Here is a 23,346-nt window from a genome sequence, read left to right on the forward strand (position 1 = left end):
GTCTTTTTTGTATAAAAAGTTGCAGTTAAAATATCAGTTATGTTATATTTACTAGTACTAAGACCAACTACTAAAAGGATTTGTATATATGAAAAAATTAAATAAAAAAGAACGTCAGTCAGAACTCACGAAACGACTTAATGAAGATCCTTTTTTGACCGATGAAGACTTGAGTCGTGATCTCAATGTGAGTATCCAGACAATCAGATTAGATCGATTAGAACAAAATATTCCGGAACTACGCGAACGTATTAAAGATGTAGCAGTTAAACAGCGAGACGAGGTACGTGCATTACCATTAGATGAAATTATTGGTGAAGTCATTGATCTGGAACTTGATAAATCTGCTATCTCTATACTTGATATAAAAGACGAACACGTATTTTATAGAAATAAGATTGCACGTGGACATTACTTATTTGCACAAGCTAATTCACTATGTGTAGCTGTTATTAACGATGAATTAGCACTTACAGCTAAGAGTGAAATTAATTTTAAGAAACCTGTAAAGCTAGGAGATCGTGTTATTACGAAAGCTACAGTTATATCGAAAGTAAATAAACGTGCTAAAATCGAAGTTGTAAGTACAGTTAAACAGACGACGGTATTTACCGGACAATTTGAAATGTATTATACAGGTGAGGATGAGATAAATGATTAAAATAGCAGTTGATTTGATGGGGGGAGACGATGCTCCTCAAGTAGTATTAGATGGTATTGAACTTTTCTTAAAAGCGTTTAGTGATGTTGAGATTCAGGGATATGGCTTACCGGAATATAACACGATTAAACATGATAATTTTAAATTTATTGCTTGTTCAGAACAAATTACGATGGACGATGAACCGGTACGTTCACTACGCAGAAAGAAAGATGCATCGATGGTACGTGCTGCAGAAGCCGTTAAGTTAAAAACAGCTGATGCATGTGTTTCAGCAGGTAATACTGGTGCATTAATGTCAGCAGGATTATTTATTGTCGGCCGTATTAAAGGTATAGAGCGTCCAGCCTTAGCAATGACTATGCCAACGATTGATAATAAAGGCTTTATGTTACTTGATATGGGAGCAAATGCTGATGCAAAACCTGAACATCTAATACAATATGCAAAGATGGCAAATATCTATGCGAAAGCAAATCGTAAAATAGATAATCCGACAATTGGATTAGCCAATATTGGTACTGAAGATAAAAAAGGAAATACATTGACGAAAGAAACATTCGCATTATTAAAAGCAGAAACTTCAATAAATTTTATCGGCAATGTTGAGCCTAAAACGCTATTGAATAGTACGACAGATATCGTCGTAACAGATGGTTTTACTGGAAATATTATATTAAAGACACTAGAAGGTACAGCTAACAATATTTTTAAAATGTTAAAACAAACTTTAACAAGCAGTACTAAAAATAAACTAGCTACAGCAATTATAAAGAACGATTTGGCAAAACTAAAAGGTAAGATGGATTATTCTGAGTATGGTGGAGCTGTATTGTTTGGTGTGAATGGTCTTGTAATAAAGGCTCATGGATCTAGTGATAAAGTTGCGATTTACAATGCACTGCGCCAGGCTCGACTTGGCGTTGAAGAAGATGTCGTATCAACATTGGCGAAAGAAGTGGGAACAGATGAGTAAAGTATTGATGTTCCCTGGACAAGGCTCACAGTACACAGGTATGGCGATAGATATTTATAATGATGATACAGGTAAGTCATTACTGAATGACTTAAATGCAGTGCTTGATGAGGATATTATTGCAATCATGGAAAGTGGAGAAAAATTAGCTGAGACAGAAAATACACAACCTGCAATTGTCATGCATAGTATAGCAGCAATGAAACTTGCGCAGTTAAACGCTGATTATGTTATAGGACATAGTTTAGGTGAATATGCAGCACTTGTTGCAGCAGAAGTCATTTCACCGATAGATGCTGTGCGCATCGTACGTAAACGTGGTCAATTGATGCAGTCAGCATTTCCTCCGGGCGTAGGATCGATGGCAGCGATAATGGGGACTAACCGAGACATTATCGAAAAAGCATGTCAAAGATTATCAAATGTCAGCGAAAAGCTAGATATTGCAAATTTAAATTGCCCAGGTCAAATCGTAGTTGCAGGTCATCAGACATTGATTGATAAATTAGTGGAAACGAAAGCAGCACATCAAATAAAGAAGGTTATTCCTTTAAATGTTACAGGTCCATTTCACTCAAGCTTAATGAAAGTTATTGAAAGTGAGTTTAGTGCATTTTTAGATACATTTGATTTTAGTGATGCATCAATTCCAGTTATCCAGAATGTGACAGCGTTACCTGTGACGGATAAAGATGAAATAAAAGTAAATTTAGTAAAACAATTGTATTCTCCAGTTGAGTTTACCGCTTCTATAGCATATTTGGTAGCTCAAAATGCAGATACATTTATAGAGGTAGGTCCAGGAAAAGTATTATCTGGATTAGTGCGTAAGATAGATCGAAATGTAAATACGATACAAGTGGGTACACTTGAACAAATCAATGAGGTGAAGTCATGGCATTAGCAATCGTAACAGGAAGTTCAAGAGGAATAGGTGAAGCAACTGCAATTAAACTTGCTGAAGATGGATTCGATGTTCTCGTAAACTATTCAGGTAATCAGGAACGTGCAGAAGCGGTTGTAGCTAAGATTGAAGCATTAGGACAAAAAGCGATTGCTGTAAAAGCGAATGTCAGTGATGCTGAAGAAGTGAAAGAAATGATACGTATTGCAATTGAAAATTTTGGTTCGATTGATGTCGTTGTCAATAATGCAGGTATAACGCGTGACAATCTAACAATGCGTATGAAAGCTGAAGATTTTGACGATGTCATCGCTACTAATTTAAAGGGTGTATTTAACGTTGTGCAATCGGTAACACGTCAAATGTTGAAACAACGAACAGGCGTCATTATCAATATGAGTAGTGTGGTTGGTTCGTTAGGGAATGCCGGACAAGCGAACTATGTTGCAAGTAAAGCAGGTGTTGAAGGTTTAACGAAAACATTTGCACGTGAGTTTGCCAGTCGTGGTGTACGTGTCAATGCTGTAGCTCCTGGCTTTATTGTAAGTGATATGACAGATAAATTAGGTGCAGATTTAGTTGAAAGTATGAAACAGCAAATTCCACTTGGTTCACTTGGTGAAGTTAATGATATTGCCGAGGCAGTGAGCTTCCTTGCTAGTAATAAAGCAAAATATATCACGGGTCAGACATTACACGTAAATGGTGGCATGTTTATGAACTAAGGGGTAAAATAATATAGGATATTTTAAGGAGGTGAAACATATGGAAAACTTCGACAAAGTAAAAGAAATCATCGTTGATCGCTTAGGCGTTGATGCAGATAAAGTTACTGAAAATGCTTCATTTAAAGATGATTTAGGTGCTGATTCTTTAGATATCGCTGAATTAGTAATGGAATTAGAAGATCAATTTGGAATGGAAATTCCGGATGAAGAAGCTGAAAAAATCAACACAGTTGGTGATGCAGTCAAATACATCGAATCTTTAGAAGCTTAATCATATAAATCCTATAACACTAATATTTTTAGTGCTATAGGATTTTTTTAGAAATCTCATATATTGCTTTTTTTATAAATCGTTTTAACGTAAAATATAAAGAGTATTACTTGAAAAGGAGGAAAAAAATGAACAAAAGATTAGCAATTATTGAGAAGTTTAAGGAAAAAATTAACATAACGTTTGAAATGCTGGATATTGTACCTCAAGACATCACGATTTATACGCAGGCATTTTCACATTCTAGTTTCATCAATGACTTTAAACTAGATAAAGTGAATGATAACGAGCGTTTAGAATTTTTAGGTGATGCGGTGTTAGAATTGATGGTCTCACAATATTTATACAAAGAGCACAGTCATTTACCAGAGGGTAAATTAACGAAGTTACGTGCAGCAATCGTATGTGAACCTTCACTTGTGACATTTGCGAAAAAATTAGGATTTGATCAATTAATCCTTCTTGGTAAAGGAGAAGAAAAAACTGGGGGCAGAACCCGTCCGTCATTAATTGCTGACGTATTTGAGGCTTTCGTTGGCGCATTATATTTAGATTTAGGTTATGATGCTACGTTAAAGTTTTTCAACCAGTTTATTTTTCCGAATATTACTGAAGACTTAATTGAAGGCATATTAGATCATAAGACATTTTTACAGGAATATATCCATAAGACGAAAAATGTACAGGTGACATATCAATTGATTAGTGAAGAAGGGCCGGCACACTTTAAAACATTTACTTCTATTGTCTGTATCAAAGGTGAGCGTTTAGGTATCGGAAGTGGAAGAACGAAGAAAGAATCAGAACAGAAAGCTGCGCAGGATGCGTTAGCAATTCTGATGGCAGGAGCGTAATATGGTTTATTTGAAACAAGTATCTGCCTATGGATTTAAATCATTTGCAGATAAGACAACTGTTAATTTCGATTCTGGTGTAACAGCAATTGTCGGTCCGAATGGCTCAGGAAAAAGTAACATAACGGATGCGATAAAATGGGTACTCGGTGAACAATCAGCAAAGAGTTTACGTGGTGCCAAGATGGAAGATGTAATATTCTCCGGTGCACAGGACAGAAAGCCTCAAAATTATGCTGAAGTAACACTTACAATGGATAATCAAAAGCGCATGTTAAACATTGATGCTGATATTGTTGAAGTAACGCGTAAATTATATCGCAATGGTGATAGTGAATATTTATTAAATAAACAAAAAAGTCGTCTTAAAGATGTAACGGAATTATTTTTAGATAGCGGACTTGGCAGAGATGCATTTAGTATGATCTCACAAGGGAAAGTCGATCAAGTATTAAACGCAAAACCAGAAGAACGCAGACAATTAATTGAAGAAGCGGCTGGTGTCTTAAAATATAAAAAACGCAAAAAAGAAACAGTATCCAAACTAGAAGACACGAATAGTAATTTATTGCGTGTACATGATATTATCTATGACTTAAAAGATAGAGTTGAACCTTTAATGATTGAAGCAAGTATCGCTGAAGAATATTTAGCACTTTCTGAAGAAATGAAAGATGCTGATATACAAGTGACAATTGCTGATATTGAAACGACTCGACAAGAATTTATTAAATATGAAAATGAAATCAATGAATTTAATGGGCTGATTCAGTTTAAAAAAGAAAAAAGTGATCGTATTAATGAGAGGTTATCACAACATAAATCAGAAAGAAAAGAACTTCAGGAAAGTATTCATACACTGAATCAATCGCTCCTCTCAACTACTGAACAAATTGAACGATATATCGGTCAGGTGAACGTTTTAAAAGAACGTTTAACAAACCAGAATGAATCCTCAGCACAACGAAACGAACGTTTAAAAAAATATAATGAACAGTTAACGAAGGAATTAGCAAGAAAAGAAGAAATTGAAGCGAAAATCCAAACTTTAACGACGAATAAGAAAGCGTTAGATCGTCAATTAAAAGCGCAACAAAAGGAATTAGCAGAACTAGATTCAGATATCGAAACGTTGATCGATGAAACACGTGATAGCTATTATGAAAAGTTAAGCAAGCAAACTGCACTGTCGAATGAAATAAAACTCATTGAAAAAGAAGTCGAACAATTTAACCAGAAACAATCGAAACAACAAAGTATCAATAATAATGTGGAACAAGACTTTGAAGCGATTCAGCAAAAGATTGTGCATTTAAATGAGACGATTAATTCTAAAACCAATGCACTTGATAAATTACGACAGTCATATAAACATAAACTTTCTGACATTGAATTTAAAAAAGCAGATTATAGTACAGTTCGTGAGAAATATTCACAAGCACGCCGTTATATTGAAGATTTAGAGCGTAAAAGAGAACGTTTAACGTTAATGCAGGAAGAGTATCAAGGGTATTATCAAGGCGTACGTATGTTGTTAAAGCATAAAGAACAATTAAATGGTATTCACACTACTGTATTAGATGTCATTGAAATAGATGTACAATTTAATGATGCGTTAGATAGCGCACTTAGCGCAAGCTTACAATATATTATCGTAGATGATGAACAGGCGGGACGTGCAGCAATTCAATTTTTACGCGATAAAAAGTATGGACGTGCAACATTTTTACCGCTCTCAGTGATTAAACCGAGATCAATTACACATGAAGTACGTCAAATGGTAAACAATATGCCAGGTTTTATTAATACTCTGAATGAACTCATTCACACAGAGCAAACATATCAATCAATTATTGATAATGTATCAGGAAATGTACTTGTTTGTGATACTTTAAAGCATGCTAATGAGATCGCCAAAGCAATAGGGTTTAAATATCGTATCGTGACATTAGATGGGGATATTGTTAATCCGGGTGGATCAATGTCTGGAGGAAGTAAAAATAAACCGACGCAAGCTTTAACAGCACGAAATGATTTACAAGTTGTAACAAATCAACTTGCAGAATTTAGAGCATCTACTGAGCAACTTAAAAAGCAGGGTGATACATTATCAGAAACGATAACAACTGAAGAAATGAAAGTGAACCAGTTGCGTATTGATGGCGAAACATTGCGTGATGATGTGCATCAACTGAAATTGTCATTAGAAGAAGCAACTGCAAAAGAACGCCGACTAAAAGTGATGCATGAAGAAGTAGAATCATTAATGAAAGAGTCTGAATACATTGCTTCTAGACAACAGCTTATTAAAGTGCATCGCGAAACGATAAAGGCAATCGAATTAGAACTGGTTAATTTAAATGCACGTATTCAAAATTTTAATAATAATGCGAGCGACAAGAAATCTATTGAAAAAAGATTAAATGATAATATTAATGATACGAAACATGAACTTGCAGTATTAACAACAAATATTACACATCAGACTGATGTATTAAATGAACGTATGGCTCAAATCAAAGACGTACAAGCTGAAATAGATGCATTGCATCTGGATGCAACTCAAAAAAATGTAGAAGCTGTTGAGCAGGAAATTTTTGCTAAAGAAAAAACATTAAGAACATTATCTCAAGAAAAATTAACGATTGAATCGCTTATCCAGACTGAAGATGAAAAATTATCTGAACTTGCTTCATCCATTGACAATATGGATAAAGAATATAATGAATTATTGCGTAAGATTAGTGGTATTGAAAATGGAGTAGGTGAATTAAAAGGGAAGCATTCGAGACTAAATGTTCTACTGGACAACCTGTTTAATCATTTACTTGAGCAATATCAGATGACATTTGAAGCAGCAAAAGAATATGTTTGGGAAACACTTGGTGTCGACGATGTCTTCCAGACAGATTTAGAACATCTACGTAAGCGTGTACGTTTAACGAAGATTTCTATCGAAGAACTAGGTAATGTTAATTTAAATGCGATTGAGCAATATAAGACAGTCGGTGAACGTTATGAATTTTTAACAAACCAGGAAGCGGACTTGTTAGAAGCGAAAGCAAATTTAGAATCAATTATTCATGAAATGGATGAGACAGTTTCTGTTCGGTTTATGAAGACGTTTGAAACTGTATCGCATGCATTTGAACGTATATTCAAACAGTTGTTTGGTGGAGGTACGGGATTATTACAACTTACAAGTGAAGATGTACTGACTGCGGGTATTGACATATTTGTTGAGCCACCAGGCAAACGTCGTCAAAATTTAAGTCTTTTATCAGGTGGGGAACGAGCACTCACTGCGATTGTATTATTATTCTCAATTTTACAGGCAAAAAGCGCGCCATTTGTTATACTAGATGAAGTAGAAGCGGCACTTGATGAAGCAAATGTTAATCGATTTGCTGATTTCCTAAGTACTTTAACACATGATACGCAGTTTATCGTAATTACGCATCGAAAAGGTACGATGGAAAAAAGTGATCGTTTATATGGTGTTACGATGCAAAACTCTGGAATAACACAACTTGTTAGCGTGAATTTAAAAGATTTAGATGATAAAAAACTAAAGGAGCTGACTAAATAATGAGTTTTTTTAAGAAACTTAAAGATAGATTCGTCGCAAAAGAGGAACCGAAAAATTTACAAGATGACCTGCAACCATTAGATGATATTGGAACACAGGATATCGATCCCCAAAGCGAGAGTCAAACGAAAACGTACGATCATAAACCGGTAGATGTATTTGAACAGCCACAGCATGAAACAAAGTCAGCACCTAAGAAACAATCTAATGGTTGGGAATTTGACTTTGAAGATGATGATTTAATCTCTATAGAAGAGTTCGAAGAATGGGAATCACAACAGCTTGGTGCGAAATTCCGAGAAGGTTTAGAGAAATCTCGTGAAAACTTCCAGAATAAATTAAATGATTTATTAGCGATGTATCGTACTGTAGATGAAGATTTCTTCGAGGCATTGGAAGAAATGTTAATTCAGGCGGACGTCGGATTTAATACAGTGATGGAACTTGTAGAATCATTACGTATGGAAGCGAAACGCCAAAATATCACTGAAACAGCAGATTTACGTGAAGTTATCGTTGAAAAAATTGTAGAAATTTACGAGCAGGAAGACGATGAACTTCAAAAGATGAATATTCAAGAAGGCGAGTTAACTGTTATTTTAATGGTTGGGGTAAACGGTGTTGGTAAAACGACAACAATCGGTAAACTCGCGCACCGTTATAAAGCGCAAGGTAAGCAAGTTATGCTTGCAGCAGGAGACACTTTCCGTGCCGGTGCTATTGAACAATTACAAGTATGGGGAGACCGTGTCGGTGTCGAAGTCATTAAACAGAAGGAAGGATCAGATCCAGCAGCTGTTATGTATGATGCAGTAAATGCTGCGAAGAACCGCGGTGCAGACATTTTAATCTGTGATACTGCAGGTCGTTTGCAAAACAAAGCGAACTTAATGACAGAGCTTGAAAAAGTGAAGAAAGTATTATCAAAAGCTGTACCAGGTGCACCACATGAAGTATTATTGGCACTTGATGCAACGACCGGTCAAAATGCTTTAGTTCAAGCGAAAGCTTTTAAAGAAGTAACAGATGTTTCAGGTATCGTATTGACTAAATTAGATGGTACAGCAAAAGGTGGTATCGTACTTGCTATACGTAATGAATTACACATTCCTGTTAAATTTGTCGGACTAGGTGAAAAGCTGGATGACCTGCAGCCATTCGATGCAGAAAGTTATGTATACGGATTATTTGCTGATATGATTGAACAATCTACAGAAGAAGAAAACAAAGCAGCAGAAGTTTTAAAGGATGTTCGAGATGAGTAGTGATTTAGTTAAAACGATGCGCATGAATTATTTGTTTGATTTTTATCAGTCATTATTGACAGATAAACAGCGCAATTATTTGGAGCGTTATTACTTACTGGATGAATCACTATCTGAAATTGCAGAAACTTTTAATGTGTCACGTCAGGCTGTTTATGATAATATAAGACGTACTGACGAATTATTAGAAGATTATGAAACGCGTCTAGGCTTATATGAAAAGTTTGAAGAAAGACAACAATTAATTAATAGCATTCAAACAGAGTTAGCAAAGGCAACAATTAACAAAGATAAGATTAATCAATATATTGAAGCATTACAGAAAATAGAATAAGGGGGTCATTGTATGGCTTTTGAAGGATTATCAGATCGACTCCAGGCTACAATGCAGAAAATTAAAGGAAAAGGTAAAGTTACTGAAGCGGATATAAAAGTGATGATGCGTGAAGTACGTTTAGCATTGCTTGAGGCAGATGTTAACTTTAAAGTTGTTAAGCAGTTCGTTGCAACTGTTTCTGAACGCGCGCTGGGTTCAGATGTTATGAGTTCTTTAACACCTGGACAACAAGTCATTAAGATTGTACAGGATGAATTAACAACATTGATGGGTGGAGAAAACACTCAGATTAATATGAGCAAGAAACCACCGACAGTTATTATGATGGTGGGTTTGCAAGGGGCAGGTAAAACAACAACTGCAGGTAAACTTGCACTATTAATGAGAAAGAAATATAATAAAAAACCTTTACTTGTTGCATGTGATATTTATAGACCAGCAGCAATTCAGCAGTTACAGACAGTTGGTAAGCAAATTGATATACCTGTATTTACTTTAGGTGATCAAGTATCTCCTGCTGAAATTACAGAACGCGCATTGCAACATGCAAAAGAGGAACATCTTGATTTTGTGATTATCGATACTGCAGGTCGACTGCATATTGATGAGAAGCTGATGCAGGAACTTGTAGATGTTAAAGAAGTAGCGAAACCTGATGAAATAATGCTCGTTGTAGATTCAATGACTGGTCAGGATGCAGTAAATGTTGCTGAAAGCTTTGATGGGCAATTAGATGTTACGGGTGTTACTTTAACTAAACTTGATGGTGATACACGTGGTGGTGCGGCGCTATCTATTCGTAGCGTAACGCAAAAACCTATTAAGTTTGTCGGTATGAGTGAGAAGATGGACGGCTTAGAACCTTTCCATCCTGAACGTATGGCATCACGTATTTTAGGTATGGGTGATGTATTAAGTTTAATCGAAAAGGCTCAATCTCAGGTTGATGAATCGAAAGCAAAAGAATTAGAACAAAAGATGCGTACATCATCATTTACTTTTGATGATTTTCTGGATCAGCTTGAGCAGGTGAAAGCACTTGGACCTTTAGATGATCTGCTTAAAATGATACCGGGTGCAAATAAGATGAAGCAAGTTAATCAGCTGAATATGAATCCAAAGCAAATTGATCATATACAAGCGATTATTCGAAGTATGACGAAAGAAGAGCGTGAAAATCCGGCGATCATCAATGTGAGTCGTAAAAAACGTATTGCTATAGGCTCAGGACGTAGTTTATCGGAAGTTAACAAGCTGATTAAACAGTTTGATGAGATGAAGAAAATGATGAAGCAGTTTAGCGGAATGAAAAAAGGTAAAAAAGGCAAAAATCCATTTGCGGGTATGAATTTACCATTTTAATTAGATAATGATTTTATATTTCATAACTGTAGGCAACCACTTCAATTAGAAGTTAATGTCTACAGTTTTTTTAATGAAATATACGATAATTGACAAATATTCATATAAATATTATATTTAGTATATTAATTATATCGTAGGAGAGAAGGTTTAAAGATGAAAGTTGAATTAGGTTTAACATCATTTGGAGATAATAGTGATATTTATACACCAGCAGGCATTTTACCGAAAATACCTGCTGCTGAAAGAATGAGAAATATTGTAGAAGAAATTAAACTCGCCGAAGAAGTCGGATTAGATATATATGGATTAGGTGAACACCATCGTAAAGATTTCGCAGTGTCAGATCCTATTACTGTACTAGCTGCAGCAGCAACACAGACAAGGCATATTAAACTTTCATCAGCGGTTACTGTACTTTCTTCTGATGATCCCGTCAGAGTATATCAGAGATTTGCAACATTAGATGCTTTATCTAATGGCCGTGCAGAAATAATGGCTGGCCGTGGTTCATTTATTGAGTCATTTCCATTATTCGGTTACGATTTAAATGATTATAATTTATTATATGAAGAAAAATTGGATTTACTGATGAATATCAACAAAAATGAAATCGTAAATTGGTCAGGTAAAACACGTGCGCCGATAAATGGTTTGGGTGTATACCCACGAGCTGTCCAAAAAGAGATACCGATTCATTTGGCCACTGGTGGTACACCTGAATCATCAGCTAGGGCTGGTATTTTAGGGCTGCCTATTACATATGCGATTATTGGTGGTAATCCAGCGAGATTTCGTTATAATGTTGAAATATATAAAGCAGCGGCAAGAGAACATGGCCATGATCTATCTAAGTTGGTGATTGCCAACCATTCATGGGGATACATTGCAGATACGGATGAACAAGCCTTTAAAGCATATTATCCTTCAATGGCCGCGAGTCATGCAGTTATTGCAAAAGAACGTGGCTGGGGGGCGTATACAATGGAAAATTATATGACTGAAATTGAACACGGATCGTTGTATGTAGGTGGCCCAGAGCGCGTTGCCCAAAAAATTATTAATACGATGGAAACGCTCGGTTTATCACGATTTATGATTCATCTACCGATGGGATCAATGCCACATGAGCAAGTGATGCATGCGATAAAACTTTACGGCAAGAAAGTTAAACCAATTGTTGATGCACATTTTGAAAATAAATAATTAATCTGTAAAGAAAAAATACTTTACAGGAAGAAAAGAGTCTGTTATTATTAATTCTTGTAGAAAGTTATGAAATGGAGAGATTTAATTATGGCAGTAAAAATTCGTTTAACTCGTATGGGATCTAAAAGAAACCCATTCTATCGTATCGTAGTAGCAGACGCTCGTTCACCTCGTGACGGACGTATCATTGAAGCAATCGGAACATATAATCCGGTTGCTAAACCAGAAGCTGAAATTAAAGTTAATGAAGAGTTAGCTTTAAAATGGTTAGCTGAAGGTGCTAAACCTACTGATACAGTACGTAATATCTTGTCTGGACAAGGTATCATGGAAAAATTCCATAACCAAAAAATCGCGAAGTAATTCCGATGGAAAAATTATTACAAACGATTATTGAACCACTCGTCGATCATCCGCAAGATATTAAGATTGAAAAAGAAGAACATGCAACGAGTATTACCTATCATTTAATACTACATTCAGATGATGTTGGAAAAGTAATAGGTAAACATGGACGTATTGCGAAAGCGATTCGAACGGTCGTTTCAGGGTCTAATAACGAGTCAAGTAAGAAAGTGTTTGTAGAAATTGATTAAGAGTGCCATTTTTGGTACTCTTTTTTTATGAGGATGAGTGGAGGTAATCATAATGAATGTAATTGTTGGAAAGATTGTAAATATGCATGGTGTTAAAGGTGAGGTTAAAATATTATCAGCATCTGATTTTGCTGAAGAACGGTTTCAGCCCGGTAAAGTATTATTGATTCCTTTTAAAGATGAAACAGTAGAACTTACAATTAAGTCATATCGTGTGCATAAGAACTTTCATATGGTCTCGTTCGTTGGCATTAATAATATTAATGACGTTGAACAATATAAAGGTCTTGATGTGTATCAGGATGTTGATATTTCATCACTACCTTTAGAAGAAAATGAATATTATTATAGTGATATCATTGGATGTGAAGTTTTTAATGATGGGGTATCAATCGGTAAAGTGACAGATATTTTTGAAACAGGTGCAAATGATGTTTGGGTAATTAGTGGAGAAAAAGAGCATCTTATTCCATATATTGAAGATGTCGTAAAAGAAATTGATATTGAAAATAAACGTATTACAATAGAAGCGATGGAAGGTCTTTTATCGTGAGAATTGATTATTTAACACTTTTTCCGGAAATGTTTGATATATTAAATCATTCTATTATGAAACGTTCACAAGATAAGGGCATCGTTCAATTCAATACTGTTAACTTTAGAGATTATTCAAATAATAAACATCATCAAGTTGACGATTATCCATATGGTGGGGGACAAGGGATGGTGTTAAAACCAGAACCAATCTTCAATGCGATGGATAGTCTTGCTACCACTGATAAAACACGTGTTATTTTAATGTGTCCCCAAGGAAAACGATTTGATCAGGCTAAAGCAGAGGAATTAGCACATGCAGACCATCTCGTATTTATTTGTGGTCATTATGAAGGATATGATGAGCGTATTCGTACAGAACTTGTAACAGATGAAATTTCTTTAGGAGACTTTGTATTAACAGGTGGAGAATATGCAGCGATAACAATGACGGATGCGATTGTTCGGCTAATACCGGAAGTATTAGGTAATGAAGTATCTCATGAAGATGACTCATTTTCAAGCGGTTTACTGGAGCATCCTCAATATACAAGACCGGCAGAATTTCAAGGGTTAAAGGTGCCAGACGTATTAATGAGCGGCGATCATAAACGCATTGCAGATTGGCGTCATAAAGCATCTTTAAAAAGAACGTTTGAACGTCGTCCTGATTTGTTAGAAACTTATCCTTTAACTGAGCAAGATTTAAAAATATTAAAGCAATTGAAAGATAATAAGTAGGATAATATAAATAATATATTGACTTGTATTATGTAACCTAGTATAATTATAAAAGTGTGAAAAACACATAAATCACTATGATCCGCTGAGCAAAGCCTTAAGAACATAGGTAGAAGGAGAAGAATAATATGTCAAATAATGTATTAATCGATGCAATTACAAAAGACCAATTGCGTACAGACTTACCATCATTCCGTCCTGGAGATACTTTAAAAGTACACGTACGTATCGTTGAGGGATCTCGCGAACGTATCCAGGTTTTCGAAGGTGTTGTCATTAAACGTCGCGGTGGCGGAATTTCTGAAACTTTCACGGTTCGTAAGATTTCTTACGGTGTTGGTGTTGAGCGTACATTCCCTGTACACACACCTAAAATCGAGAAAATTGAAGTATTACGTCGTGGTAAAGTACGTCGTGCGAAACTTTATTACTTACGTAGCCTTCGTGGTAAAGCTGCTCGTATTAAAGAAATTCGTTAATAGAAGCAACAATTTGAGTCACTTCAGAAATGAAGTGGCTTTTTTTATTAAAAATAAACACCCTTAAAGTTGAATTTAAAGATTCAACTTTAAGGGTTTACTTCATAACAGCCTCATGCATTTTTCGTTATCTTTTTAATATTAGAATCTCTGGAGTAGATAAGTGGTATTCTTTATAACCATGATTCATATATTGTGCGATTAACTGAGACTGTGCAGAACCATCACTTGATAATGTTCTTGGAACAACAACATACTCAATATTCGTATCAATTTTTTTATCATTATGATAATCAAGATCATATAAATTTTTGTTTTGAGCAAGCTGCGTCGTGTAAAAGCCATATGCCAATATTTTTTTATTTTGTGGCAGTGATTTTAACGTTTGCTTTTTTTCTTTAAAATACGTACTTTGTTTAGCATATGCTTTAATACCGTAAGTTGATGGATGCATCAGTGTAAAGAATATCGACGCTGACATAATACATGCGCACGTTAATAATAATATGATTTTGCGATGACCTTTCATTATTAAGGCTAGTTGTTGTTTTTGATCCTGTTCATTGATTGAATCTCTTTTTTTGAGTAATATATTTACTGCAAGCATTGTCATAAATAATAACAAGGCTGTACTTCCATAATGGTACTGAAAGCCGAAGTCAGCCTGATAAGGGAAATCACTTAATAGATTAATGACCATCATTGGAAGCAGTAGTATATAATTGATCCAATGTTTCTGTATTAGTGGTAAAAATACATACATTGATAGCAGGGTGATGATGTATTTGATTTTATTAAACGTAAACAGCGCACTAAGGAAATAGGTTGGATTTGTGAATATGTTGATAATTACATCCTTTAGACTCGTTTGTCCTGGTAACATAAAGTTTGTGAAACGCGTTGTCATTGAACCATCGCCAATTGTATTTAAATAATACATACATATTGCAAAGTAACATATTGGTATAAAAATTTGAGTTATTACGATAAAGATTGTACGTTTCGTAGATATTTTGAATTCTTTTTGAAAAGAAAAATACAATCCAATCGCAATAATATAGATCATAATATCCTCTTTAATGAGTAATGTGAATCCTAAAATAATAATCAGACGATATGTCCAGCCTTTTAAGTTTGCCAGTACTAACCATAACAAAAGTGGTGTAAGAAAACAGTTCTCATGTAAGCCGTATAAATGAGAGCTTGAAAGTGTTGGTGTAACAATAAATAGTAATAAAAACAATGATTGTATTACTCGGTTGAACTGGAAATGTTTCAGTATTAAGTATAGCGGGACAATACCGCTCATTGTAACAAGCACCTGTAATAATTCCAGCGTTTCAGGTTTCGGCCATAGCATATAGAAAGGGAGCATTAAATAAAATATTGGTGAGACATGCACATGAAAATGTGACATCCACTGATCTCTTTCAAGCGAAGTCATCGGACCTCTTCCTTGACGCATACTTTCAAACATTTGTGTAAATAATCCTTTGTCATATGTTGCAAAACCCATGACGAGCTCTTTACCAATCATGATTATCGATGTGTAAGTTGTCATGATAATAAGAATAACGATAACAAGCGTCTTTAAAATATGTTTTATCTGTAAGTTATGAATTATTTTATCAGAAATTTTAGAGCGTTGTAATACATAAAGTATACCAGCCGTAAAATTTGATAGATATAGTCCGGTTAATAACCCTTTTTTTAAATCTTTATCTTTATCTGTGATAACATAGTTGAACTTTTGTAAAGCTTCACCATTTGCATCATGTAAAAATATTCCTTTAATCATGATTACAATAAAACAAATACCGATAAATATCGTAACCGTGCTTTTCTCAAATAATAGTTTCGTAAATATCATGATACTGATTACTAGAAAACCGACAATGATTAAAGGGCTTGGTGCTTTTAAACAAACACTTATCATATAAGCGCTTAAACATATACTTGTTAATTCAAATGGAGAAATAGGTATGAAACGATTCATAAAATAACATCCAATTGCAAGGGCTAAAACTGAAAGACAAACCACTGAGAACTCATATGGACGTGTCAAATGAAAATATAAATTGTTGGAATCAATAGTAAAAAGAGTGAAAAGTGCATACATAGTATATGCACTTAAAAAGTAATAGAACCAATTTGAAATAATGCTCTTAGAAAAATTTAATGCGTGTTGATTTGCTTCATTATTCACTTATTTCATCTCCTTACATCTCAGTTGTTAAATGATGATCAAACTGTTTATCTTCTTCATTATAAGTAATGCTGTTTCGTTTATGATGTAAGAATTTACGTTGATAGACTGCTTTAGTAAACAGGATAGCTAAAATAATAGATATTATTGAGATAAATTGCATCAAGTGAAAATAGGGAGGCGTATAGCGAATAATGATTTGCTGTGCTCCTTTTTCAATTGGGACAACTGTCATTAAATAGTTACCTTCCTGAACTTCACTTGTCTTTCCATCTACTTCAGCTTTCATCCCTTTTAAATAGGGTACCGGAATAACCGCGTAACCTCCATGATGCTTACCAAGTTTAATAATCATCTTATCTTTATCTTGTGTGAACTGATGATTATTTTTTTGTTTTGCTGCTTGTTTTAATGTTTTATAATCCTCACCATAGATGCCATTTAGTTTGTAACGATATTCACCAGGTTTAAGTTTTAATTCTAATAAAGCACTTGATTTAACTTTCAATGTTATCGTTGGATTAAATCGACGATAGTCATCATCAAGAGGTTTACGTGATTGATAAATCTCATTGATCCAGACATAATGAAAATCTTTAAATGTTTTTGATTCTATGCATAAAGTGACATAGAGATCTTTATATTGATCGACGATTTCTTGAGGTAATTGTATTCTCGGACCACCATTTTCCTGAGTAACAATCAATTTATTACCATCAAATGTAGCATCTTTATAAGTGATTTGAGATTGATCTAATAAGTTTTTAGCAGGTTGTTTAGATGCTTTGCCCTTTCTATCAAGGACTACACCATTTAACATCGCATGTTCACGGTCGATAGGTGTGTTTAGTGTCTGTGCATTATACACATTGTTTGTAACGCGGACAAATGGTAGTTGATTTTCATTGTTATAGACAATATATTGTTTGGTACCATTAGGTTCAGCGTATGTTTTATCCTTTGAGAAACCATAGGGTAATGTACTACTTTCTGTATTTCTGATTGTAGTATCGACATTAAATAAACTATAAAGATTTGCCCGTTCTCCAAGGCCATAATAGATAGAGTTACTATCTGTCGGCATCGTAATATTCAGTTCTTTATCATAAAACTTTAAGATGTCCTGATCAAAGATTGATGAATATAATTTAATGCCATTAAATTTTTGATACATCGGTGTATTATGGGTACTTGAAGTTTGCCATTCAATGCGTTCACCAGGCAATTGGTCTTTCTTAATGTCATTGATCATTTTTTGCTGGGTCTTTGAATTAAAGTTTTCAGAGTTTAAGAAATCAATATTATGTTCTTTTGCAGGATGTAATGTATCCATTTGCTGCGTTACATAATCATAGACAAAGACAAAATTCATAATAATGATGGTTGCATGTAATAATTGATATGTAGTTCTATTTTTACTGTATAAATAGAAACCTATTATGATACAGATGATTGGAATAAATAATAACCACATCAATGCTTTTTCATGACCATACATTGATACCGGATAAACAATGCATACCGGAATAAGTGAAATCAGAAATGTCTTTAAATCAATTTGTCTTAAATGATTTAAATAGTGGGCAATCAATACAGCTGATGTAAATACGAGTAGATAGATCCAGCGACGCTGATCGATTGAAAAGCCATTAAAAAAACTGTCGAATAATGGGCTTAATGAACAAATCATAAAGATTAACGTAATCGTTGCAAACAGTCGGTACATATAATGTCGATACATTTTAAATGACATTAATGCCAGAACGGTGATAAAGCAAATAACAACGTAATAGCCATCATAGAATAGATTATAAAAACCTACCATATCGATGAATGGCTTAACCTGAATTGGTGGTAATGTTCTATCATTCATCAAATAACTTGATATTCCAGTAAATATACCTACAGCTGCTATACCAAGACCGAGTATTAAGGCTATCGATAATAATAATACTTTTTGAATACGATCAACGACATCGGTCTCTTTTGGGTAAATAACGCGATAGAGAAAATAAAATAAAACAAAAATAAATTCATAATAGCTAAAGTAAAAATTCGAATGTAATGTGAGTGCAATCGCTGTAATAAATAACCCGATCTTTCTTTCGTGAAAGAAACGTTCCAAGCCTAAGATAGTTAAAGGCAACCATAGCATCACATCACTAAAAAAACTCCATGTAAACGTAAAGAAGAAATATGCTGTAGACCATCCATATATAAATGCACCAGTCCAGCTTGAAAGTTGATTAAGATTGAAATAACGTAAAAGTTTATAAGTCGTAAAGATAATAAACGTAAGCTTTATAATAGAAATGACGAATTGATTCTTTGCCCAGAAAACAGGGTCAGTCGTATCAATTGGTAAGAAGATATTGCTAAGCCAAACGATTGCGAAATTTAAATATGAAAGTGGGGCAGTTGAATAGTAATAAGCAAGACTTCTAAAAAAGTCTCCGCCTATGCCAAAGTCAATATCATAAAAGAAATGCAAATGTGTGAATTTGTCATACAAATACATTTGAAATGGAATCATTTGTGCGATACCATCACCTTTACCCGTAAATAATGTGCCATCCTTAAATAAACGAAAAAGGACGAAACTATGAGCAAGGAGTGACAATATAGTTGCCACTCCTAAGATTTTTATGTTAGACCAGATCCTGTTTTTTATTTTTTGAGAAAACATATTTTATCTTCTTCCTTTCACCAGTCGAAATTCTCGTGTACAACACAGAAAGAATAATACCTAATAGCGATATTGCGACCATCAAATAAAAATATGGTGGCGTATAACGAAATTCTACAGTTTTTGTATTATCATCGACTTTCACAGCGCTCATAATATAGTTTGCTCTTTCAACATCAACTTTTTTACCATCAACATATGCGCGCATACCATCGCGATATGTAATAGGTACTGTTAAGTAACCATCTTTTGATGATTTAAGCTGAACAGTCATTTTATTACCGTTATCAGTGAACGTATAATTTTTTGTCTGATTCACTTTAGATAAAGTTTTATAGTCTTCTCCATAAATACCATTGATTGTTAATTGATACGTTCCACCTGTTAAACCGATCAATATCTTTCCATTTTTCGGTGACTTCACTCTATACATCAGATCATCATAATGTGTGCGATATTTACTCGTTTGAAATAGTCGGTTATTCGCGTACCCATTGATATTAATCTGATGATTTGTGACAGGTGATTGTAACTGTACATGCATATCTACATAAAAATCTTTATACGCTTTTAATAAAGCTTTTGGGATGTCTATTACTAATCCACCGCTAGGAGGATTCACCTTTAATGTCTTATTATCAGCAATCCATTCAGCACCTGAAGGTGTAACTTTCATTTCAGATAATAAATTTTTTGCTGGATTGATTTTGTAATTCGTTGCTAAACGATCAGATACGATAGCTTCTATCATTGCATGTTCTCTGTCAATCGGAGTTGTTAAATCATTGCTGTTTACTACGTTGGATGTAATTCGAGCGAAAGGAATCATTTTAGTATTTTCATATATTTTATATTTCCCATTATCAGCAATTAACTTAAAGTTTTCAGGGATATCTGTCTGATAAGACTTTCTTACTAAATAACGAATATTCATAAGTGACTCTAAGTTACTTCTTGAATTAAAAGTAGAGTATCGAGATAATGACTCTTCTTTAATATTGATTTTTAATTGCTTATAGAAAAAATCAATAAGTGAGCCATCAAAGATACTTGAATATAATGAAACCCCGTTATAGTTTTGATACATCGGTGTGTTATCTTGTTCTAATACACGCCAGTCGATACGTTCCCCAGGCTTTAATTTTTTCTTTAGTTCATCTACAATTTGCCTTTGCAAAGGAGAGTCATAAACACTAGACTCGATATAACTCATCTTTGCACGCTCTTCAATACCTGGATTATAGTTATCGAGTTTATTATGTACGCGAACAATATCCCAGTCCAGTATAATAATCATTGCAATTAGTAAATAGTAAATTGTTTGTTTGACTGCATTGTCTTTGACGATTAATACAATTAATCCAATGATTGCGATAACAGGTAAAAGCCAGATCCAGGTTACAGCTTTATCTATATAATGATGACTCATAAATACAATGACAAATCCCGGAACTAAAGAATATAAGTAATTCTGGATTGAAATCTCTTTAAATTTCATAATATAGAATCCGATCAAGCCACTTGTAAAGAATGTAATTAAATAGTGCCAGCGTTTTTGAGGTGCACTAAAACCATTAAATACTGAGTCGATAAAAGGCGTGAAGCTAAGCAACATCAAAGCAATAGACATAATTGCAAAAAAGCGATAGAAATAATTTTTATAGAATTTAAAAGTAAGTAATGCCTGTATAGTAATAAATAGGACGATGACAAGATAATTATCATAAAAGATATTGGCATTTTGATCAAATGGATCAAATAAAGGTATCTTTACGTTATAAGGCGCACGTTCATTCTGTAGAAAACTCTTTGCCCCATAAAAAAATGCAAAAGCACTGATCATTAAACCAAGTACAGCCATAATCACAAAATTAATCCACTGCTTAGCGCGTTCAACTGTATCATACTCACTTCTGAAAATATTTCTTAGAACAAAATAGATTAATCCGAATAACACCTGATAATATGCAAAGTAGAAGTTATTGATAAAAATACAAGCAGTAGCAATGATAAAAATACCTTTTTTCTCATCTTGTATGTAACGTTCAATACCTAGTAATAACAATGGTAAGAAAATAAAAACATCACTAAAGAATGACCAGTATAATGTAAACCTAAAGTATATTGCTGATGTTAAGAATAGAAAACCAGACAATAACGCAGGAATTGGTGTCATCTTTATCTTTCTGAAATAATAGTAACTCGCTAAAATACCAGCAGTTGATTTAGCTATCGAGATAAAGAATGCATTTTTAGCCCAGAAAGTAACAGTGTCTACCTGAAAGTTAAAAAATAAATCAAAAAAACGTACAGCGAGCATATTAATAAAGAAAATAATCGATGTAGAATAGTAATATGCTAAATCTGTATAATAATCTCCCCCAAGACCAAAGTCTAAATTATAAAAGAATTCCCCGGAGATGAATTTATCATATAGATATAGCTGCATCGGTAACATTTGTTCCAGTCCATCATTTGGTCCTGTAAAGATAGTCCCGTCTTTAAAGAATCGATAGATGTAAAAACTATGACCGAATATAGCTAATAATAATGCGATTACAATTAACAATAGTGGTGAGTATTTTTTGTTCTTCATTTTTGCTCCTTCGTTAAAATATAAGTTGTAATGATATATGTTATTGGAATTGTAAAGATTAATGCAGGAAAAGGTGCCCAGACTTTATTGATAGAAAAAATATCAACGAATATATACAGTAATGCTGTCTGAATTCCCATATTGACAACCTGTGTTAAAGGAAAAGCTATAAATTTATGCCATGTAGGTTTAACGCTATAAACAAAGTAGCAGTTTAGGAAAAATGAAATAATAAACGAACAGATGAATCCTGTTAAATGACTAAATAAATAGTTGGCAGATACTATTTTTAATAAGAAAAGATATATCACATAATAGTTGAATGTATTGATGATACCTACAACTACAAACTTGATAAATCGTTGATATGATTGATTAAGTTTCATCTGATTCACCAGTACTGTGTTTAATATTCGTATCCTTAATAATATAGTGTGGTCGTTTCTTCGTTTCAAAATATATTCGACCGATATACTCTCCAATAATGCCTAAACTAAAAAGCTGTAGGGCACCTAAAAACAACACAGATGAAATAATCGTGAAATAGCCGGGTTCATCAATGCCGTGCGTCATGATCTGGATTAAAGTCATTAAAATATATAATAAACATAGCACCATCGTGATGCTTCCTAAATAAAAACAGATTCTAAGTGGCTTATTATTATAACTGATGATACCATCGATGGCATAATCGATAAGCTTAAGGCTGGAAAATGATGATTGACCAGATTCACGCTGCATATTCTTAAAAGGTATCGTTTTTTTGTTATAGCCAACCCATTCAAATATACCTTTTGAAAATCGGTTATATTCTTCCAGAGACACGATACTGTCAATCACATCACGTGATATTAAACGAAAATCGCCTTCGCCATCTGTTAATTTAACGTCAACTGTACTATTGATCAATTTATAAAAAATTTGTGTCGGAATTTTTCTTAAAAACTGTTCTCCAGATCGGTCTCTGCGCATCACAACCTGATCGTATCCTTCCTGATATGCGGCAACCATTGTAGGAATAAATTCTGGTGGATGCTGAAGATCGGCATCTAAAATGATTGCGCAGTCACCTGAACAATTTTTAAGACCCGCAAACATTGCTGCCTCCTTACCGAAATTTCTTGAAAAAGATATATATTTAAAATTGTGATTCTGTGTTGCAATTTCTTTTAATAACTGTAAAGAACGATCTTTAGAACCGTCGTTAACAAGCATTACTTCATAGTGGAAATGATGTTTATCCATCGTTTGCTGAATCGTTTCAGCCAGCTTATAGATATTTTTTTCTTCATTATAGATTGGAATAATCAAAGATATTAACATATGTACGCCTCTTTTTTTAAAAATATATC

21 protein-coding genes are annotated in these 23,346 nt (G+C 34.0%); 16 read left to right on the forward strand and 5 right to left on the reverse strand.

All coding sequences use genetic code 11. The features are described 5' to 3' along the window. Positions 1-88: 88 nt before the first annotated feature. The 16 genes from fapR to rplS all read left to right on the forward strand — a co-directional run bounded on the left by fapR (position 89) and on the right by rplS (position 14,506). Complete coding sequence (fapR, locus tag HT586_RS05655; protein WP_096076747.1) at positions 89-661, forward strand: transcription factor FapR; 573 nt, start codon at positions 89-91, stop codon at positions 659-661. Beyond that, the gene (gene plsX, locus HT586_RS05660) at positions 654-1,637 is read left to right on the forward strand and encodes a phosphate acyltransferase PlsX (RefSeq protein ID WP_203546482.1); all 984 of its coding nucleotides are present in this window, start codon (positions 654-656) and stop codon (positions 1,635-1,637) included. The genes fapR and plsX overlap by 8 nt, the downstream gene beginning before the upstream one ends. After that, positions 1,630-2,541, forward strand: a complete 912-nt coding sequence (gene fabD / locus HT586_RS05665) for an ACP S-malonyltransferase (protein ID WP_203546483.1) — start codon at positions 1,630-1,632, stop codon at positions 2,539-2,541. Before plsX ends, fabD begins: the two co-directional genes overlap by 8 nt. Continuing rightward, positions 2,532-3,266: a 3-oxoacyl-[acyl-carrier-protein] reductase gene (fabG, locus tag HT586_RS05670; RefSeq protein ID WP_188018473.1), complete on the forward strand. Its 735-nt coding sequence runs from the start codon at positions 2,532-2,534 to the stop codon at positions 3,264-3,266. Before fabD ends, fabG begins: the two co-directional genes overlap by 10 nt. 40 nt (positions 3,267-3,306) lie before the next feature. Beyond that, a complete protein-coding gene (locus HT586_RS05675; RefSeq protein WP_096076743.1) occupies positions 3,307-3,540 on the forward strand; it encodes an acyl carrier protein in 234 nt (77 codons plus the stop codon). Positions 3,541-3,668: 128 nt separating this feature from the next. Next, complete coding sequence (rnc, locus tag HT586_RS05680) at positions 3,669-4,394, forward strand: ribonuclease III (protein WP_133354030.1); 726 nt, start codon at positions 3,669-3,671, stop codon at positions 4,392-4,394. Between the two features lies 1 nt (position 4,395). Continuing rightward, on the forward strand, positions 4,396-7,983 hold the full coding sequence (gene smc, locus HT586_RS05685) for a chromosome segregation protein SMC (protein WP_203546484.1): 3,588 nt from the start codon (positions 4,396-4,398) through the stop codon (positions 7,981-7,983). Further along, the gene (ftsY, locus tag HT586_RS05690) at positions 7,983-9,248 is read left to right on the forward strand and encodes a signal recognition particle-docking protein FtsY (protein ID WP_133354032.1); all 1,266 of its coding nucleotides are present in this window, start codon (positions 7,983-7,985) and stop codon (positions 9,246-9,248) included. Before smc ends, ftsY begins: the two co-directional genes overlap by 1 nt. Next, positions 9,241-9,582: a putative DNA-binding protein gene (locus HT586_RS05695; RefSeq protein ID WP_096076739.1), complete on the forward strand. Its 342-nt coding sequence runs from the start codon at positions 9,241-9,243 to the stop codon at positions 9,580-9,582. Before ftsY ends, HT586_RS05695 begins: the two co-directional genes overlap by 8 nt. A gap of 12 nt (positions 9,583-9,594) precedes the next feature. Continuing rightward, positions 9,595-10,947, forward strand: coding sequence for a signal recognition particle protein (gene ffh, locus HT586_RS05700; protein ID WP_203546485.1), 1,353 nt, complete (start codon positions 9,595-9,597; stop codon positions 10,945-10,947). Between the two features lie 156 nt (positions 10,948-11,103). Then, positions 11,104-12,153 (forward strand): LLM class flavin-dependent oxidoreductase, encoded by a 1,050-nt coding sequence (locus tag HT586_RS05705; protein WP_203546486.1) that lies wholly within the window; start codon positions 11,104-11,106, stop codon positions 12,151-12,153. A gap of 90 nt (positions 12,154-12,243) precedes the next feature. Then, on the forward strand, positions 12,244-12,519 hold the full coding sequence (gene rpsP / locus HT586_RS05710) for a 30S ribosomal protein S16 (protein ID WP_096076736.1): 276 nt from the start codon (positions 12,244-12,246) through the stop codon (positions 12,517-12,519). A gap of 5 nt (positions 12,520-12,524) precedes the next feature. Beyond that, positions 12,525-12,752 (forward strand): KH domain-containing protein, encoded by a 228-nt coding sequence (locus tag HT586_RS05715; RefSeq protein WP_096076735.1) that lies wholly within the window; start codon positions 12,525-12,527, stop codon positions 12,750-12,752. A gap of 52 nt (positions 12,753-12,804) precedes the next feature. After that, positions 12,805-13,305, forward strand: coding sequence for a ribosome maturation factor RimM (gene rimM / locus HT586_RS05720; protein ID WP_096076734.1), 501 nt, complete (start codon positions 12,805-12,807; stop codon positions 13,303-13,305). Next, positions 13,302-14,027 (forward strand): tRNA (guanosine(37)-N1)-methyltransferase TrmD, encoded by a 726-nt coding sequence (trmD, locus tag HT586_RS05725; RefSeq protein ID WP_096076733.1) that lies wholly within the window; start codon positions 13,302-13,304, stop codon positions 14,025-14,027. Before rimM ends, trmD begins: the two co-directional genes overlap by 4 nt. Before the next feature lie 128 nt (positions 14,028-14,155). Further along, positions 14,156-14,506, forward strand: a complete 351-nt coding sequence (gene rplS / locus HT586_RS05730) for a 50S ribosomal protein L19 (RefSeq protein ID WP_096076732.1) — start codon at positions 14,156-14,158, stop codon at positions 14,504-14,506. A gap of 127 nt (positions 14,507-14,633) precedes the next feature. On the opposite strand, the gene HT586_RS05735 is transcribed toward rplS, so the two are convergent. The 5 genes from HT586_RS05735 to HT586_RS05755 all read right to left on the reverse strand — a co-directional run bounded on the left by HT586_RS05735 (position 14,634) and on the right by HT586_RS05755 (position 23,317). Then, a complete protein-coding gene (locus tag HT586_RS05735) occupies positions 14,634-16,502 on the reverse strand; it encodes a DUF2079 domain-containing protein (protein ID WP_203546487.1) in 1,869 nt (622 codons plus the stop codon). Between the two features lie 223 nt (positions 16,503-16,725). Next, positions 16,726-19,332, reverse strand: a complete 2,607-nt coding sequence (locus HT586_RS05740) for a YfhO family protein (RefSeq protein ID WP_203546488.1) — start codon at positions 19,330-19,332, stop codon at positions 16,726-16,728. Between the two features lie 28 nt (positions 19,333-19,360). After that, on the reverse strand, positions 19,361-21,994 hold the full coding sequence (locus HT586_RS05745; protein WP_203546489.1) for a YfhO family protein: 2,634 nt from the start codon (positions 21,992-21,994) through the stop codon (positions 19,361-19,363). Next, a complete protein-coding gene (locus HT586_RS05750) occupies positions 21,991-22,380 on the reverse strand; it encodes a GtrA family protein (RefSeq protein ID WP_096076728.1) in 390 nt (129 codons plus the stop codon). The genes HT586_RS05745 and HT586_RS05750 overlap by 4 nt, the downstream gene beginning before the upstream one ends. Next, the gene (locus HT586_RS05755; protein WP_096076727.1) at positions 22,370-23,317 is read right to left on the reverse strand and encodes a glycosyltransferase family 2 protein; all 948 of its coding nucleotides are present in this window, start codon (positions 23,315-23,317) and stop codon (positions 22,370-22,372) included. The genes HT586_RS05750 and HT586_RS05755 overlap by 11 nt, the downstream gene beginning before the upstream one ends. Positions 23,318-23,346: the final 29 nt, after the last annotated feature.

Origin of the sequence: Macrococcoides bohemicum (assembly GCF_016865215.1) — a bacterium.
Classification (GTDB): Bacteria; Bacillota; Bacilli; order Staphylococcales; family Staphylococcaceae; genus Macrococcoides; species Macrococcoides bohemicum.

Bases quoted from the DNA above. Each gene is read 5' to 3' on its own strand.
- fapR (WP_096076747.1), top strand. From the start codon at position 89: ATGAAAAAATTAAATAAAAAAGAACGTCAGTCAGAACTCACGAAACGA.
- plsX (WP_203546482.1), top strand. From the start codon at position 654: ATGATTAAAATAGCAGTTGATTTGATGGGGGGAGACGATGCTCCTCAA.
- fabD (WP_203546483.1), top strand. From the start codon at position 1,630: ATGAGTAAAGTATTGATGTTCCCTGGACAAGGCTCACAGTACACAGGT.
- fabG (WP_188018473.1), top strand. From the start codon at position 2,532: ATGGCATTAGCAATCGTAACAGGAAGTTCAAGAGGAATAGGTGAAGCA.
- HT586_RS05675 (WP_096076743.1), top strand. From the start codon at position 3,307: ATGGAAAACTTCGACAAAGTAAAAGAAATCATCGTTGATCGCTTAGGC.
- rnc (WP_133354030.1), top strand. From the start codon at position 3,669: ATGAACAAAAGATTAGCAATTATTGAGAAGTTTAAGGAAAAAATTAAC.
- smc (WP_203546484.1), top strand. From the start codon at position 4,396: ATGGTTTATTTGAAACAAGTATCTGCCTATGGATTTAAATCATTTGCA.
- ftsY (WP_133354032.1), top strand. From the start codon at position 7,983: ATGAGTTTTTTTAAGAAACTTAAAGATAGATTCGTCGCAAAAGAGGAA.
- HT586_RS05695 (WP_096076739.1), top strand. From the start codon at position 9,241: ATGAGTAGTGATTTAGTTAAAACGATGCGCATGAATTATTTGTTTGAT.
- ffh (WP_203546485.1), top strand. From the start codon at position 9,595: ATGGCTTTTGAAGGATTATCAGATCGACTCCAGGCTACAATGCAGAAA.
- HT586_RS05705 (WP_203546486.1), top strand. From the start codon at position 11,104: ATGAAAGTTGAATTAGGTTTAACATCATTTGGAGATAATAGTGATATT.
- rpsP (WP_096076736.1), top strand. From the start codon at position 12,244: ATGGCAGTAAAAATTCGTTTAACTCGTATGGGATCTAAAAGAAACCCA.
- HT586_RS05715 (WP_096076735.1), top strand. From the start codon at position 12,525: ATGGAAAAATTATTACAAACGATTATTGAACCACTCGTCGATCATCCG.
- rimM (WP_096076734.1), top strand. From the start codon at position 12,805: ATGAATGTAATTGTTGGAAAGATTGTAAATATGCATGGTGTTAAAGGT.
- rplS (WP_096076732.1), top strand. From the start codon at position 14,156: ATGTCAAATAATGTATTAATCGATGCAATTACAAAAGACCAATTGCGT.
- HT586_RS05735 (WP_203546487.1), bottom strand. From the start codon at position 16,502: ATGAATCGTTTCATACCTATTTCTCCATTTGAATTAACAAGTATATGT.
- HT586_RS05745 (WP_203546489.1), bottom strand. From the start codon at position 21,994: ATGAAGAACAAAAAATACTCACCACTATTGTTAATTGTAATCGCATTA.
- HT586_RS05750 (WP_096076728.1), bottom strand. From the start codon at position 22,380: ATGAAACTTAATCAATCATATCAACGATTTATCAAGTTTGTAGTTGTA.
- HT586_RS05755 (WP_096076727.1), bottom strand. From the start codon at position 23,317: ATGTTAATATCTTTGATTATTCCAATCTATAATGAAGAAAAAAATATC.